Consider the following 16687-nt stretch of genomic DNA (forward strand, 5'->3'; position numbering starts at 1 on the left):
ATTTAGATTCTGTATAAATTGCAGATAGAATGACTTATGCTAGAGATTCTTATAGCTTTTCATGAGCGGGATTGACAAATTGACTTTTAGATTATAAGTTATTTGATTAAAATTGCATCTTTTTATAAAAATGTCCAATCTATTTCTTTTAAATTCTAATTTCAGATGAACTCAGATTATCAAATGGCATTTTCATTACTTGCAATAGGAATGATAACCGTGTTTATTATTCTTATGCTGGTAGTTTACGTAGGTAAAGCCATCATATTATTCACCAACCGATTTATTAAACTTCCGTTAGAAGAAAAAATTGCTGAGGTTAGGCAGACTATTAATCCTAAAAAACTGGCAGCTATTTCAGCTGCTGTCAGCATAGTTACCAACGGAAAAGGTGTGGTGGAAAAAGTCGAAAAATTATAAAACATTATACTATGAGCCGGGAAATAAAATTTTCACTGCTATACAGAGATATGTGGCAGTCGTCGGGTAAATATGTACCCAGGGTAGATCAGTTAACCAAAGTTGCACCACACATTGTTGAAATGGGATGTTTTGACAGGGTGGAAACCAACGGTGGTGGTTTTGAGCAGATTAATCTTTTATTTGGTGAGAACCCTAATAAAGCGGTTCGTGAGTGGACCAAACCGTTTCACGAGGCCGGAATAAAGACGCATATGCTTGAGCGCGCATTAAACGGCATCCGAATGACTCCGGTGCCTGCTGATGTACGTCGCTTATTTTTTAAGGTTAAAAAGGCGCAGGGAACAGATATTGCGCGTTCTTTTTGCGGCTTAAATGACCCGAGAAACCTTGAGAACTCCATTAAGTTTGCCAAAGAGGCAGGAATGATCTCTCAGGCAGCATTAAGCATTACATATTCACCGGTTCACACCGTTGAATATTATGTGGATCTGGCAGAAAAGCTCATTAAAATGGGTGCCGACGAGATCTGTGTAAAAGATATGGCCGGTATCGGACGTCCGGTTTGGCTGGGTAAAATTGTAAAAGGCATTAAGAAAAATCATCCTGATATTATCATTCAGTACCATTCACATTCTGGACCTGGTTTTGCTCCTGCTTCCATTCTTGAAGTTGCCAAGGCCGGTGCCGATATCATTGATGTAGCCATGGAACCGCTTTCATGGGGAACAGGACATGTGGATATTCTAACCATTCACGAAATGTTGCGTGATGCCGGATTCAAAGTACCCGATATTAATATGAAGGCTTATATGAAGGTTCGTGAACTGACGCAGGAATTTATTGACGATTTTCTTGGTCTGTACATCAATCCGAAAAACCGCTTCATGAATTCACTGCTTATTGGTCCGGGGCTTCCTGGCGGTATGATGGGTAGTTTAATGGCTGACCTTGAGAATAACCTGAAAAGTTTGAATAAATGGAAAGTTAAGCATAACGAAGCCGAACTGACTCAGGATGATCTTCTGATTAAGTTGTTTGATGAGGTTGCTTATGCATGGCCTAAATTAGGATATCCTCCATTAGTAACACCTTACAGTCAGTATGTTAAAAATGTCGCATTGATGAATGTGATGCAAATGGAAAAAGGTCAGGAACGCTGGTCCATGATTCCGGATTCGGTTTGGGATATGATTCTCGGCAAAACAGGGCAGGTTCCGGGTAAACTTGCGCCGGAAATTATTGCACTGGCCAAAGAACAGGGCAAGGAATTTTTTACAGGAATTCCACAAAATGAATATCCTGATGCCTTGGAAGACTTCAAAAAAGAGATGGATGAAAAAGGTTGGGATTACGGACAGGATGATGAAGAATTGTTCGAACTGGCCATGCATCCGGAACAATACAGGGCGTATAAGTCCGGTAAGGCTAAAGAAGACTTTGAAGCTGATTTAAAAGCTAAAAAAGAAGCGTTGACTGCTGAGTCTGCTCCTGCAATTCAGGCAGCTGCACCGGCAATGGATACCACTCCTAAGCAGATGGTTGTATCTGTGGATGGTGAAAAATTTAATGTCACTGTATCTTACGGAAAGAGTTCCGGTTCTGCTCCGGTTCAGGAAACAAAAAAAGATGAAACTCCTGTAGTAGCAGCACAACCAGCTCAGGGAAGTGCGGAAATTATTGCTCCGCTTGAAGGTAAATTTTATCTGGTGAAAAATGCCGGCGATAAAGCTGTAAAGGTTGGAGATAAAGTAAATGAAGGAGATTTGGTTGGTTACATCGAAGCCATGAAAACTATGAATGCCATTAAAGCTGATGTATCAGGTACAGTGGTTGAAATATGTTTTGATAATGGTTCAGATGTTGAAGAAGACGATGTGCTCTTCAAGCTGGCTTAATGACTTACGAATAGTAATATTATGATATTAAGACGTTTATTTGAGATGACGGCGCTGTCTGAACTGGCAGCGAATCCTGGATATCTCCTCATGCTGGCAGTAGGTGCATTTCTCTTGTATCTTGGTATAAAGAAGCAGTACGAGCCGTTACTACTGGTTCCTATTGGGATGGGGGTTATTTTAGCCAACCTGCCGGGTGGAACGATGGGAGTAGTACCCGCTGACTGGGTTCATACAGCTTTTTCAGGAATGGATCCTGAAGCGATAAAAGCACTGGACCCTAAAGTTGTAGCTCATATGGCCGAACAATCATCTTATATGAATCTGTTTGAGATAGCGCATGAATACGGGATTATGAATTTCCTGTACTACTCGCTGATTAAAACCGGACTACTTCCTCCATTGATTTTTATGGGAGTAGGAGCCTTAACAGATTTTGGTCCGATGTTGCGTAACCTTAAACTTGCTTTCTTTGGCGCTGCAGCCCAGATTGGTATTTTTGCTGTTCTGTTTGGTGCTACAGCTGTTGGTTTTACGCCCAAAGAAGCAGGTTCATTGGGAATTATTGGGGGAGCAGATGGCCCGACTGCTATATATACAACGCTGAAACTGGCACCTCATTTATTGGGTCCAATCGCTATTGCAGCATATTCGTATATGGCTTTGGTTCCGGTAATTATACCCTTTGTGGTGAGACTAACCTGTGGCGATAAGGAGTTAAAAATCAATATGAAGCAGATGGATAAGAAATTTCCGCCCAAATACCAGATCAAGAATCTGAAGGCAGCGAAGATTGCTTTCCCTATTGTTCTGGGTATCGTGGTTTCAATTTTTGTCCCTTCTGCCGTGCCTTTGCTGGGGATGTTGTTATTTGGTAACCTGGTTAAGGAAATCGGAGCTAATACGTTCCGCTTGTTTGATGCTGCCAGTAATTCAATTATGAATAGTAGTACTATCTTTTTGGGATTAACGGTAGGGGCAACGATGACATCTGATGTATTTCTGGACTGGAAGACACTGATGATTGTAGGAGGTGGCTTTATTGCCTTTTCAATCTCCGTTGCCGGAGGTATCTATGCGGTGAAGATTTATAATCTTTTCAGCAAGAAAAAGATTAATCCACTTGTTGGAGCCACAGGCTTAAGTGCGGTTCCAATGGCTTCAAGGGTTGCCAATGAAATTGCCTTAACAAAAGATTCCAGTAATCATGTATTGCAATATTGTATGGCAAGTAATATATCGGGTGTGATTGGGTCTGCCGTTGCAGCAGGAGTTTTGATATCCTTCCTTGGTTAAAATATTTAAATTCTATGCTTTTAAGAGCCGGATATTAGTCCGGCTCTTTTTTTGTATATTTATGTAATTAATAAAGAGAAATTCGAATTATCTTTGTGAAAATATGACATGATATTTCGAAATTATACCAATTATTGCGCTTAATTATAATTTAATTTGTGGTATTTTATTTAGAAATATGTAGGATTAATCTTTTTATTAAACCTTTCTGATAATACAAAATATGAATACTGGTAAAATTGTAAATAAAAATTTTAGGAAATCAGGTTATCAGTTTAAATCCCTGGTATACATAGCATTATTTTTCTCTGTATTGTTTGTATCCTGCAACAGTGACAATATAACGCGTAGCAGTTATTACACGTTTAAAGAAGAGATGATGGGACGTTATTTTATGAACCGTCCGGATTCCTTCTCTGAATTCAGAAAATTATTGGATACGACAGAGGTTATGGGGCTTTTAAACGCGTATGGGCAATATACTTGTTTTGCGCCGACAAATAAGGCCATGCATGAATTTTATGCATCAAAAGGAAGAAGTTCGCTGGAGGATTTTTCAGTTGATACTCTGAAAAAAATTGCATATGATCACATTATTAAAGATGAGGAACTGGGAACGGAAAGCTTTCTTGAAGGGAGACTTCCATATCTTACAATGAGTAAACGTTATATTTCAGTAACTTTCTCCGGTTTTCAAACAGGGGATCATACTATTCGTGTCAATAAGACGTCACCAATTCTCAATCCTGATATAATAGTGCATAATGGAATAATTCATGTGATCGGAGAGGTATTGAAGCCAACGGAGAAAACTCTGGTAGAAGCTATAAATGACGATCCAAAATTCAGTCTTTTTTCAGAAGTTCTACAGGCTACTCATCTTGATGAAAAGCTGAATTTAATTGAAGATGAATCTTATAGTTATACTTATTGGAATAATTATTATGATGATGTACCCAGGGAACGTTTGGGAACGACGATTTATGTTCCTGAATTTAAAAAATACGGCTATACAGCCTTGATGGAAAGCGATTCCACGTACCGAGCACATGGAATTGAAAACCTCGAAGACATGAAAGCATATGCCAAAACTGTATATGATGCCGTTTTCCCGGAAGATGCAGGTGTAGAAGACATTACAGATCCAAGAAACAGCCTGAATAAATTTGTTGCTTACCATCTCATTAACAAGCAAATTGGTCGTACGAAGTTTATTATTGACTATTATAATACATCTAACACTATTCAATCATTTGATATGTATGAATATGTGGAAATGATGTGTCCGAAGACATTGATGGAAGTCAGAACATTAAGAAGCAGTAACAGAACGAATGTGTTTAATTACAACAGTACAACCGGTGAATTTATTACTCTGACTGATGATTATGACAATGATGCATTGAATGGTGTTTACCATGAGATTGATGGTATATTGCAGTATGACCTGAATGTAGCTTCTGAAGTTTCAAGTAAAAGACTGAGGCTGGACCTGGCTTCCTTCTTTCCTGAACTTACAAACAATAACATGAGAGGTATTGGAGACGGAGTGAACAACAGAAGCAGATTTATTCTTCCTCATGGATATGTTGATCGGTTAGAATTTTCTGAACAGACTGTATTTTTTTATTACTGCTACGACTCACGTCTTATCGATTTTCAGGGCGATGAGATATTCCTGCTGGAAGGATTGTATGAATTTACCATAACAACGCCTATTATTCCTAAAGGAACATACGAAGTGCGGATGTGCTATCATTCTAACGGTAATAGGGGAGCCGTTCAGATGTACTGGGATGGAGTGCCTACGGGTATTCCTTTGGATCTTAATATTTTGGCAACCAATCCTTCAATAGGGTATGAATTACCCGGTTCAAATTCGGCTGATCCGAACGGATACGAGAATGACAAAACCATGCGCAACAGGGGATACATGAAAGGGCCCTCCAGTTACAAGTCAGATGGGGGTTTTTATTCAAATGCTACAGTGAACGTGCGTTTAAGTTCAAATGTTTTAAGAAGAATTCTTGGGATATATACTTTTAACGAAGTTAAAGAACATAAATTTCATATTAAAGCATCCAGAACAGGTCAGTTTCAAATGGACTATCTGGAGTTTGTGCCTGTTGAAGCCATTGAAGGTGAAGGAATTGATTAATATTAATTATCAACAATAGTGTGAAGCCTGTGTATTTTTTTACACAGGCTTTTTTTTCGAAGCATTACGATATGATAAAAGTTTGAACTGTATCACTTTGCAGATTGTTATTTTAAATTAGTTTAAATTGATAAATCGATGTTTAACCTTATTCTGATTTAAAATGATTAATAAAATCCACAGTTTGGGAGGATACATTCATGAGTATCAAAAGAGTATTGCAAATCCGGATGAATTCTGGGCAGCGCAGGCCGATTGTTTCTACTGGCGAAAACGTTGGGATAAAGTTATAGACTGGAATTTTGAAAAGCCTGATGTAAACTGGTTTGTTAACGGTAAACTTAACATTACGGAAAATATTTTTGAACGTAATCTTTTTACGTATGGAAATCAACCTGCAATAATATGGGAACCCAACGACCCTTCGGAAGTATCAAAGACACTAACCTATAATGAATTATTTTCTGAGGTTAACAAATTTGCCAATGCATTGCAGCAACTAGGAGTGGAAAAGGGAGACAGGATTGCTATATATATGCCTATGGTACCTGAACTTGCAATTGCCCTTCTCGCCTGTGCAAGGATTGGAGCTATTCATTCTGTCGTATTTGCAGGTTTTTCCGCCAATGCATTACAGGAACGAATTAATGATGCGGATGCTAAGTTGCTTCTAACCGCTGATGGTGGTTACAGAGGGAATAAGATAACGCCATTAAAAGAAATATCGGATGAAGCCCTCGAGACATGCCCTTCCATTGAAAATGTGGTGGTTCTGAAACGTACCGGTTCTGACATTGTTATGAAGGGTGGCCGTGACATATGGTGGCACGATATCGTTAACGGGCAGTCTGATGAATGTAAAGCGGTTGAGATGGATGCGGAAGATCCGTTATTTATTTTATATACGTCAGGATCAACAGGGAAACCAAAGGGAATTGTCCATACTACAGGTGGTTATATGGTTTATTCTGCATATACCTTTACCAATGTATTTCAATATAACAGCGGTGATGTTTATTTCTGCACAGCTGATATTGGTTGGATCACCGGACATTCATACATTGTTTATGGTCCTTTGTTATCTGGTGCCAAAACACTCATGTTTGAAGGTGTTCCCACATGGCCTGATGCAGGAAGGTTCTGGGATATCGTAAAAAAACATAAGGTTAATCAGTTTTATACAGCACCTACAGCTATTCGCTCCTTGCTGGCAAAAGGAAATGAATATCTGGAAAGTAAGGATTTGAGTACTTTGAAGGTTTTGGGTTCCGTAGGGGAGCCGATTAATGAACTGGCATGGCACTGGTATCATGATCATGTGGGATTAAATAAGTGCCCCATTGTGGATACTTGGTGGCAAACTGAAACCGGTGGAGTGATGATTTCTCCAATTGCCGGTATTACGCCAACCAAACCTTCGTTTGCAACTCTGCCTTTACCGGGAATTCAGCCCATGATTGTTGATGGAGAAGGGAATGAACTTGAAGGTAATTCTGTAGAGGGTAACCTTTGTATTAAATATCCATGGCCGGGTATGGCAAGAACAATTTGGGGTGACCACGAAAGGTTCAGGGAGACATACTTCAGTACGTTTAAGAATCTGTATTTTACAGGTGATGGTGTAAAGCGCGATGAAGACGGTTATTACAGAATTCTTGGGCGCGTGGATGATGTTATCAACGTTTCGGGTCACCGGTTAGGGACTGCTGAAATTGAGAATGCCATTAATGAACATCCTCTGGTAAATGAATCAGCTGTGGTTGGTTATCCCCATCCTATTAAAGGACAGGGAATTTATGCATATATTGTTTGTGGAGAACTTTCTACAGGAGGCGAGGAAGGTATACGAAAAAGTGTAAAACAGGGGGTTTCAAAAATAATTGGTCCCATCGCACGCCCCGATTTAGTGCAACTCGTTCCCGGTCTTCCCAAAACGCGTAGTGGTAAGATTATGCGCAGGATACTAAGGAAAATAGCCGAAGGAGATGCCACAAATCTGGGCGATACCACCACATTGCTGGATGAAGAGGTAGTGGATAAAATTATTTCAGGTGCACTCGTGGACGTAAAGAAGTAAAATTTATTTTACAATCTTTACAGCCGGGTTCTGAACGGGAACAGAATCATTGGGTTCAGTAAGTTGAATATCCTTTTGTTCCAGATTTTCAATGATACTTTCTTCAGGCCATAAAGGAATCAGTTCATATGTATGTACCGGTTTGTATCTTAATGCCCAAATAAAAGGGAACGTAAGGAAAATGCCCCCCACAATTGCTCCGGGATCAATCTCTTCGTCTTTTGTAAGGGTAGTAAAAAAAGGTTCGTATCCTTCCTTTTCAATCCTGATTTGGGTCTCAGACATCAGAATTTTAGAGTCAGAATGCTTGTATGGTGTTGTTCCAACTATCTCGTCATTCATGTAAAGTTTCGCGCCTTCAGGAATTGTTCTGATGACTGTGGAACTAACACAACCTGAGAATAAAACTGTGACTGCAAGTAAAAATGCAGTTAATCTGAATTGTGGGGTGTGCTTTTTCATATTTTTACATTTAGATCGTTAAGATAATTGATTTAGTTTATTCCTTCATTTTTTAATTTTATGTGTGTTTTCCTCTAATCTGAATCGGACAATATTACGAATAAGATCAACCGGTAAATCCTGATCATGAGGAAACTGTATCGCTCCTTTTGAATATTTAAAGGATTTTAGTTCAGGCTCAGCAAATTTTATGCCAGATGCAGTAGGATAGAAGCCAATATGATTTTTATTGGCTGCAAAGTAAACCAGTATACCATTTTGTGCAAATGCAGGCATTTGATAACTGATTCTTTCTGTAGCGTTGGGAGCTACATCTTTAATGATTTCTCTGAGTTGCTGTAATTTTTCCTGTATGTCTAAAGGGGCATTTATAATGTACTCGTCTACGGTTTGGGGAATATTTGTTTTCATAATCTGGTATTATCAGTGTGTTAATGGTTTTAATCAATACTTAATCAGAAATGTAAATTAGATAATCTTATAACATTATGCCATCCTTTTTTGTTATTTTGGAGTGGAAATAATATATAGAAATTTAAGTACAAAGGCTTGAAAGAAGAATTTTTATTTATATATGGAACACTTATTGCCAGCGTCAATAAAGAAATGAATGCACTGGTATTAAAATACGGTATGCCTCTTGGTGAAGCTTACATGACCGGCAGACTTTACGAAATTAATGGTTATCCCGGTTTCATACCAACAGACAATCAGGATGAGAAAGTTTGTGGTGAGGTGTATTTGCTGAAAGAGGCTATTCAATTGTTTTATCAGTTGGACAAATATGAAGAATGTTCTCCTGAATTTCCAAAACCATGGGAATATCATAGATTAAAACTGCCTGTTCAGCTTAATAACGGAACTGTTATACATGGTTGTTGGGTTTATGCATATAATTACGATGCAGAGGATTTGGAGTTCATCCCTTCCGGAAACTACCGGGCATATTTATCGCATAAATAATTTTTACCAACCGAAAGCATGTTCATCCATCCATTTATTCTGTGCTTTCATTACCTGCTCGATAATATCACGGGCACAGCCTTCACCGCCTTTTTTATCTGAAATATACAGTGAGATTGCTTTTATTTCAGGCGCTGCATCGGAGGGACAAACCGGAAAGCCACAAGCCTGCATCACCGGATAATCAGGAATGTCATCTCCCATGTACATCACATCTTTGGCATCCAGCTGATGTTTTTCCAGAAAATGATTCAGATCGTGAATCTTTTCAGCCGATTTCATATACACATCTTTAACTCCGAGTCTTTTGTAACGCATCCTTACACTTCGCGTATTTCCTCCAGTTATAATAGCAATAGGGTATCCTTTTTTTACAGCCAGTTGCATGGCATATCCGTCCTTGATGTTAACTGTCCGCATAGGTTCCCCGTTGGGATGCAATACAATCTGACCACCGGATAATACGCCATCCACATCAAAAACAAATGCTTTAATATCCGGTAAAAGTTCTTTAAAATTCTTTTTTGCCATTACTTCTTATTTTGAAGGTTCTGAATACTTTCACTCATAATTCTGTAAATCTCCTGATAAACCGGGACTTCATTCAGTTTTGTCATTTGCTGGTCCATAATATTCCGGTCGAATCGTACGGCAGGACCGGTTTGAGCGTCAGCAGGACGGATTGACATAACTTTTTCTGCAGTTTCCATAATCAGAGGTTGCAGAAGATCGAACGAAAGATCATTATTTTTAAGCAGGTCTGCAGCTATGGCATACATATGATTTGTGAAATTACAGGCAAATACAGCCGATATATGTAACATAGCCCGTTGATCAGAGCTTGCTTTTAAGACTTTTTCTGAAAGTTTTTCCGCCAGAGTTATTAATTCATTTTCAAGATCCGGAGTGTTGGCCTCAACCAGAACCGGTACGATTTTAAAATTAACTTCTCTGGTTTTTGTGAATGTCTGAAAAGGATATAGTACGCCATACTTATCCGTGTATGGTATAAAAATATCCGATCTTACACTCCCTGCAGTATGAACCAGGAACTTATTTTTCAGGATGTTAAATGAGGCAATTGTGGCTATGGAATCATCCTTTGCTGCAATCAGATACAAGTCTGCCTGCTGATTAAGTTGTTCCGGATCAGAAGTGTAGTCGGTATTCAATCGGTTCGCCAGTATCATGGCATTTTTCTCTGTTCTGCTGTAAACCTGAATAATATTATAACCTATATTTTGCAGATGCAAACCCAGGTGAGTGGCAACATTTCCACTTCCCAATAAAACAATATTTACAATTTCCCGTTTCATTTTAAGAACCGCAAATTTAAAAAGATTTATTGATTAATGCTGTGGTAAGCTTTGGATATAAGAACGACTTTAGATATTGATATTTCGTATTGTGTAAGCACAAACATTTTTATAACTTGCGGCTTATTCAAAACGCCTTTGTTTAAGGTATGAATCGATACAATCGCTACCTGATACTTTATATAATCTGTAATCTGTTTATTACATTAAACGGATATGGTAATGAAATGACTAAATATTACCGGAATTATAATTTGCAGCAGGACACATCACTGGTATTAAAACCGGATACCTTTCTGTTAAGTGATTCAGTAAAGGTTATTCTGAGTCAGATAGACAGCCTTATGGAGGATTCTGCAGCTCAACGGGTCATTCAAAATGCTAAACCATATATTCCGGGTAAAGATGGTTATATTGTTCCGGATTTGCCTCATTTCGTGGAGTATCCTGATATGTATAATTTCAATTATATTCATAGTAATCTTACGTACGATGAACAGCTGAAATTAATATATAAGTCGTGGAAAAAATTTGATGAACACATACATTTTAATGTATATCGCTACAAACCTGTCATTCCGGGTCTTATATTAAATTATTACGGACTGGATTATGTTACCTATCATAATCTTGAATATCCTGATCTGTGGAAGAAAAAACAGTTGATGCTTGATGTGGATACCTTTCCATATAAGCTTGATTCCGTGATGATTGATACAACAGTACAGGTTGAAAATAAAATATGGAACGAGACGAGAACTTTCATAAGTTATGATAATCCTTCCTATATAGATCTTCATTGGAATCAGCTGCCTGATCCACCAAATATATCGGATACGGTGTACATGCCTTTTATCCGTAACGTGGAACTGGACTATAAGAACTTTTCAGGTGAGGAAAGGGATTATGTTAGAAAGATTACTGGTTTTGACCAGATAAAGAATCCGTGGAACGTTAAAGGATATGGGGCCTTACAGGCCAATGAAACGTTTACCAAATATTGGGCAAAAGGGGATGAGAGTTCAGTGTCACTCCTTGGTATTGGCAGGTTTGAAGCGGATTATAATAAAAAGAATGTAAAATGGGAGAATGAATTTGAGTTAAAACTTGGAGCCATTAAACAGTTCGACAAGGATGAACTGTTCAGGAAAACTGATGACCGGTTAAAACTAAGCTCTAAACTTGGTTACAAAGCATTTAAGAGCTGGTATTATACGCTCGATTTTGATTTTCAAACCCAGCTGCTTTACGGATACGATTACAATGGCTCTGAAAGGTCTGATCCGATATCGGGTTTCCTTTCTCCGGCTAAAACATACCTTTCAATTGGTTTGGATTATAAGTATAAAAAGAATTTACTTTCTGTGCTGATATCGCCACTTACCATGAAAAATACACTGGTTAGTGATACGGCAAAAATTAATGAACAGAAATTCGGGGTGGAAGCCGGAAAACGCTCAAAGACGGAGGCTGGTGCCTATATAAAAGCCAACCTAAAATGGAATATCAACAGCGAAATGCATGTGAATTCAAACCTTTATCTCTTCTCTAATTATGTCAAAAATCCGCAAAATATTGATGTTGACTGGGAAGGTGAATATGAATATAAGTTTAGCCATGTTTTTTCTCTTAGATTCTACGTAAATTTAAAGTACGATGATGAAGAGAAAATTTACATCGGAGATGATAGTTCAGGTAACAAGATATATTCCAAAAGAATACAGATTAAGCAGTTGACGAGTGTGGGCTTTTCATACAGATTTTAATGCGGATATTATTTGATATAGGACATCCTTCGTTTGTGCATCTGTTTGTGAAACCGGCTCGACAGGCTATTTCATCAGGACACGATGTATTGTTTTCATACAGGAATAAAGACCGGTGTGATGAATTACTGGCTGTGTTTAATCTTCCTTCTTTAGAAACGGGAAAACACTATACATCAAAGGCGGGTAAATTAACAGGCCTTTTTATAAATTCCTGGCATTTGTTCCGTGTGATCCGGAAGTTTAAACCTGATATTATTTTAAGTGGAGCATCTCCGTATGCATCTTTAGCATGCGGCATAACCGGTAAGAAACACTTTGTTTTTGATGATACGGAAAACAGAGAGCAGGTTATGTTTTACAGGCTGGGGTCAACCCTAATATTTACGCCTGAACCATTTCTACTGCATCTTGGCAATAAACATGTTAAATATCCGGGGTTACATGAGCTTTCGTATCTGCCTGGAAATATTATAACGAATGCCAAACCGAAAGACAAACCAACTGTGTTCTTTAGGTTTGTTTCGTGGAATGCCACGCACGATTTTTTCCGAAATGGTTTGTCCGTAAACCAAAAGATAAAACTTGTGGAACATTTTAAAAATAATGCAGATATCATAATTTCATCCGAACAGACCTTGCCATCTGAGCTTACAAAGTATAGATATAATGGGCCGGTGGAAAAGATTCATGAAACATTGCAAACAGTAGATTTATTTATCGGTGAAAGTGCAACTATGGCGAGTGAAGCAGCCTGTTTAAATGTTCCTGCCATATATTGTGATCCTGTGGGACGAAGTTATACAGACAGATTGGAAATGGATTATCAACTTGTTTATAACTTCAGGTGCGGTGAATCAGCCCTTGGTAATGTGATAAATAAAGCTGATGAACTGCTGAAGTCTAAAAATGAGCAGAATAATTACAAAGATTTCTCAAGGGATTATATTAATTTAAGCGCCTTTATTTACTGGCTTATTGAAAATTCAAATCTGGAAAATTTAAAAGAGGTACTTTTAAAAAAAGAATTCTTTAAACAATTTAAAGGCATTGGTTAAACAATACGAAAATATTATTCCTGATGAAGCAGAGAAAGAGATTCTGTCTTTTTTGCAAAGCGAATCGCCGGAATCTGTGTTCCATTACCCGCTGATCTTCAATTTATATTCTTTGACAAAAGGATACAATCCCGTGTATTTTGTACATTATACCGATGACAGAATTGACGGATTGATGCTGGTTGTCATTATCAGATCATATTTTTTATGGCAGTTTGGAAGACGGGCATTGGTAATGCAAAGTCCTGTCATAAAATCGGCGAGAGAAGAGGTATTACAGGATTTACTGGTTGAATTTAAATCTGCGTATAGCGATAAAGTATTTTATACTGAATTCAGAAACTGTAAAAAGGATGAAAAGCTGGATAGAACATTGTCAGAATTCAATTTTGTGCCTCAGGAAAGAATTAATCTATATATAGATTTTGGTTCTTTCGATACATTTCAAAACCTGAGTGAGTCGAAGCAGCGACAGATAAATAAGGGGCTGGACGCAGGTGTAACAGTAGAACCTTTTGCAGATATTTATGAATTAAACACCTTTTATGGTATCCTCAGGGAATTGTATAAGCATAAGGTGAGAAAGCCATTACCGGATAAAAGTTTCTTTGTTTCTGCTTATCGGCTTGGCAGACATAATGATTGCATTCAGACTCTGGCAATTAAATACGACAGAATGGTGATCGGTGGAATTCTTTTGGCCGGAAACCCCGGTAAAACATATTATGAATGGTACATTGGAGGATTACACCAAACGTATAAACACTTGTTTCCGAGTGTTATGGCAACGTGGGGAGGAATTCAGAAAGCCGGGGAATTGAAGGCTGAAAGGTTTGATTTTATGGGAGGTGGAATACCAGATGTTCCATATGGAGTAAGGGACTTCAAAGCGCGGTTTGGTAGCGAAGAGGAGATTAACTACCGCTGGAAATGGACAAAATATCCGGTTGCCCTTAAGCTCGCGAGACGAATATTTAAGATTTTAAAGTTCTGAGTCAAAAATATAATAAATGAATAATACTATTTTGAATCACAGATCCATCAGGAAATACAGCGAAAAGCAGATAGGAGAGGAGTTACTCAATACCATTCTTGAAGCCGGTTGCAGGGCATCAACAACGGGTAATATGCAGGTGTACAGCATTGTTGTAACAAAATCTCAGGAGGTAAAAGAAAAATTGTCTCCCTGTCACTTTAATCAGCCGATGATAAAAAATGCACCGGTAGTCCTGACTTTTTGCGCAGATTTTAACCGCTTCAATAAATGGTGTAAAATAAATAATGCTGAACCGGGATATGATAATTTTCTGTCGTTTATGACAGCGGCAATTGATGCATTACTTGTGGCACAGAATGTTTGTGTGGCTGCAGAAGACAAAGGGTTGGGTATTTGTTATCTGGGAACAACAACTTATACTGCTCAGCAGATTATTGAAGTGTTGAACTTACCCAAGGGTGTTGTTCCTGTTACGACTGTAACTATTGGATGGCCCGATGAAAACCCTGAACAAACTGATCGTTTGCCACTGGAAGCAGTTGTGCATGAAGAAATTTATCATGACTATTCTGAAGAACAAATTCACGAATTTTATGTGTTTAAAGAATCGCTTTCTGAAAACAAAAGATTTGTGGATGAAAATAAAAAAGAAACCCTCGCGCAGGTATTCACAGACGTGCGTTACAAAAAAGCCGATAATGAGCTATTTTCTGGTTTACTGCTCGATGTGCTTCAGAAACAAGGGTTTATGTAAGCCTTTTCTATTGAAAAAATTATACTTAACTTAAAGTTTTATTCATTATTGTTTCCAAAGTAAAAAATTAATGTAAATAATTTGTAAATTAAAAGAGTTTGTTTATCTTTGTGATAACATTATGTTATAATATTGTTAAAATCATTAGAGATGAAGAACTTAATTTACTTTCTGTTACTAATTTTTGGAGGCGTGCTGGTAGCATCCTGTGAAAAGCAGGAGGATCCGGTTGTCTCTTTTGGTGAATATTCTGATATAGTGGTAAATGGAGAAGGTGAATTTTCTTCAAGTATTAATTATCAGGGAGTTGAGGTTCCTTTTACACAGTATTATGACGATACACAGGTGCAGTTGAAAAGTGTAAAAGTTTCAATTGAAAACTTTTTACTGGAATCAACTGTGAACTCTCCGGTTATTAACGGTGAAATGTTAAGTGCAAGTTATGTTAAGGTGTTCAAGGTTAACTCTGAAGTGAAAGCTTACGTTACTTACAACCTTAGTGGATCTGCACACGGTGGTGCTTTAGTAGTACTGGATCTGACTGATTCAGAAAATCCATCAATTGTGAATGAAATCTTGTTTAATGATATTGATATCAACGTGTGTGAAGTTTATCATGCCGGTAAACTTATGTGGTTGGGTGGATCTTCATTTAAAAAGGGAGCTGTGATAATACCTGTTGAACTTGATAATAAGGGTGATGTAGTTGCAGATTCAGGTAGTGCCCTTACATTAGATATTATTACTATTAAAAATGTAGCATCTGTAAATGGTATTAAAGAAGCAGGTGACTGGTTAATGGTGACAGCAGGAAATTCTGGTGGTGGAACGTTTGCCCTTAATTTTAAGAAAGGCTATCGTGATGATGGAACAGATTATTTCTCAAACGCTAAATTTTCAGCTACCAACGGTTATACCATGGGAAAATTCCATGTATCACTTGAAGGTGGTAAAGACGCAAAACTTCATGTTTATAGAATAGGTGTCAATGATACTGAGAATGAAACAGTCATTTCTTTAGGTTCATTATACCATAATGTTGCTAACGAGGCTGACATGTATTCGGGTAAAGCAACTTGTTTTATGGAAAATGATTCCCGCTATTGTTATGTTTCAATGGGGGCCAGCGGATTTGTGGCTGTTGACATATTTGAACAAATGGTAGTATTGCAGTCTTCTCCTAAATTGTTAAATCACGGAAATACCAATGGAATAAGCGTGGATGATGAATATATTTACCTTGCTAACGGTGCTGACGGACTGGTTGTATGTAAAAAGCCGACTATAACCTATGGTGAGGATCCCGTTATTGTTGAACCGCTTTACGTTTGGGATGAAGATATTGAAGATGCATCTGCAAACTATGTTACTGTTCAGGATGAATACATTTTTGTGGCAAAAGGAACACAGGGCGGATTAAAAATTATAAAAAGATTATTCGAGTAATATAAAAATATAGCTTAATGCGATTATTAAGCTCAGTAGGTCAACAAACAGAGAAAAAGGCTACACAGCGGTGTAG

Annotated in this window: 15 protein-coding genes; 11 read left to right on the forward strand and 4 right to left on the reverse strand. The window is 37.9% G+C overall.

Going from position 1 to position 16687, the window contains the following annotated elements; genetic code table 11:
- Positions 1–165 precede the first annotated feature (165 nt).
- From ACE1ET_RS02095 to acs, 5 genes are all read left to right on the forward strand, one after another.
- A complete protein-coding gene (locus tag ACE1ET_RS02095; RefSeq protein WP_375726699.1) occupies positions 166–420 on the forward strand; it encodes a hypothetical protein in 255 nt (84 codons plus the stop codon).
- A gap of 11 nt (positions 421–431) precedes the next feature.
- Positions 432–2318: a biotin/lipoyl-containing protein gene (locus ACE1ET_RS02100; protein WP_375726700.1), complete on the forward strand. Its 1887-nt coding sequence runs from the start codon at positions 432–434 to the stop codon at positions 2316–2318.
- A gap of 21 nt (positions 2319–2339) precedes the next feature.
- Complete coding sequence (locus tag ACE1ET_RS02105) at positions 2340–3614, forward strand: sodium ion-translocating decarboxylase subunit beta (protein ID WP_375726701.1); 1275 nt, start codon at positions 2340–2342, stop codon at positions 3612–3614.
- A 223-nt stretch (positions 3615–3837) separates the two neighbouring features.
- Positions 3838–5772 (forward strand): fasciclin domain-containing protein, encoded by a 1935-nt coding sequence (locus tag ACE1ET_RS02110; RefSeq protein ID WP_375726702.1) that lies wholly within the window; start codon positions 3838–3840, stop codon positions 5770–5772.
- A 163-nt stretch (positions 5773–5935) separates the two neighbouring features.
- A complete protein-coding gene (acs, locus tag ACE1ET_RS02115) occupies positions 5936–7849 on the forward strand; it encodes an acetate--CoA ligase (protein ID WP_375726703.1) in 1914 nt (637 codons plus the stop codon).
- Between the two features lie 3 nt (positions 7850–7852).
- Here acs and ACE1ET_RS02120 read toward each other — a convergent pair whose 3' ends face one another.
- Positions 7853–8311, reverse strand: a complete 459-nt coding sequence (locus ACE1ET_RS02120) for a PEGA domain-containing protein (RefSeq protein WP_375726704.1) — start codon at positions 8309–8311, stop codon at positions 7853–7855.
- Positions 8312–8356: 45 nt separating this feature from the next.
- Positions 8357–8722 carry an iron chaperone gene (locus tag ACE1ET_RS02125; RefSeq protein WP_375726705.1) on the reverse strand — a complete coding sequence of 122 codons (366 nt, stop codon included), beginning with the start codon at positions 8720–8722 and terminating at the stop codon, positions 8357–8359.
- 138 nt (positions 8723–8860) lie between these two features.
- Between ACE1ET_RS02125 and ACE1ET_RS02130 the strand changes: the two genes are divergently transcribed.
- Positions 8861–9274, forward strand: a complete 414-nt coding sequence (locus ACE1ET_RS02130) for a gamma-glutamylcyclotransferase family protein (protein WP_375726706.1) — start codon at positions 8861–8863, stop codon at positions 9272–9274.
- Positions 9275–9277: 3 nt separating this feature from the next.
- Here the strand turns inward: ACE1ET_RS02130 and ACE1ET_RS02135 are convergent, their stop codons facing one another.
- Positions 9278–9805: a KdsC family phosphatase gene (locus tag ACE1ET_RS02135; protein ID WP_375726707.1), complete on the reverse strand. Its 528-nt coding sequence runs from the start codon at positions 9803–9805 to the stop codon at positions 9278–9280.
- On the reverse strand, positions 9805–10590 hold the full coding sequence (locus ACE1ET_RS02140; protein WP_375726708.1) for a Rossmann-like and DUF2520 domain-containing protein: 786 nt from the start codon (positions 10588–10590) through the stop codon (positions 9805–9807). The genes ACE1ET_RS02135 and ACE1ET_RS02140 overlap by 1 nt, the downstream gene beginning before the upstream one ends.
- A gap of 149 nt (positions 10591–10739) precedes the next feature.
- Here ACE1ET_RS02140 and ACE1ET_RS02145 point away from each other — a divergent pair, with 149 nt between their 5' ends.
- The 5 genes from ACE1ET_RS02145 to ACE1ET_RS02165 all read left to right on the forward strand — a co-directional run bounded on the left by ACE1ET_RS02145 (position 10740) and on the right by ACE1ET_RS02165 (position 16611).
- Positions 10740–12356, forward strand: coding sequence for a DUF3078 domain-containing protein (locus ACE1ET_RS02145; protein WP_375726709.1), 1617 nt, complete (start codon positions 10740–10742; stop codon positions 12354–12356).
- The gene (locus ACE1ET_RS02150) at positions 12356–13414 is read left to right on the forward strand and encodes a DUF354 domain-containing protein (RefSeq protein ID WP_375726710.1); all 1059 of its coding nucleotides are present in this window, start codon (positions 12356–12358) and stop codon (positions 13412–13414) included. The genes ACE1ET_RS02145 and ACE1ET_RS02150 overlap by 1 nt, the downstream gene beginning before the upstream one ends.
- Positions 13407–14408 (forward strand): GNAT family N-acetyltransferase, encoded by a 1002-nt coding sequence (locus ACE1ET_RS02155; RefSeq protein ID WP_375726711.1) that lies wholly within the window; start codon positions 13407–13409, stop codon positions 14406–14408. Before ACE1ET_RS02150 ends, ACE1ET_RS02155 begins: the two co-directional genes overlap by 8 nt.
- Before the next feature lie 16 nt (positions 14409–14424).
- Positions 14425–15165 carry an NADPH-dependent oxidoreductase gene (locus ACE1ET_RS02160; protein ID WP_375726712.1) on the forward strand — a complete coding sequence of 247 codons (741 nt, stop codon included), beginning with the start codon at positions 14425–14427 and terminating at the stop codon, positions 15163–15165.
- Between the two features lie 150 nt (positions 15166–15315).
- Positions 15316–16611 (forward strand): hypothetical protein, encoded by a 1296-nt coding sequence (locus ACE1ET_RS02165; protein ID WP_375726713.1) that lies wholly within the window; start codon positions 15316–15318, stop codon positions 16609–16611.
- The last annotated feature ends 76 nt before the right edge of the window (positions 16612–16687 follow it).

Source organism: Quyinboa mangrovi (assembly GCF_042219825.1).
GTDB lineage: Bacteria > Bacteroidota > Bacteroidia > Bacteroidales > UBA5342 > JBHJHP01.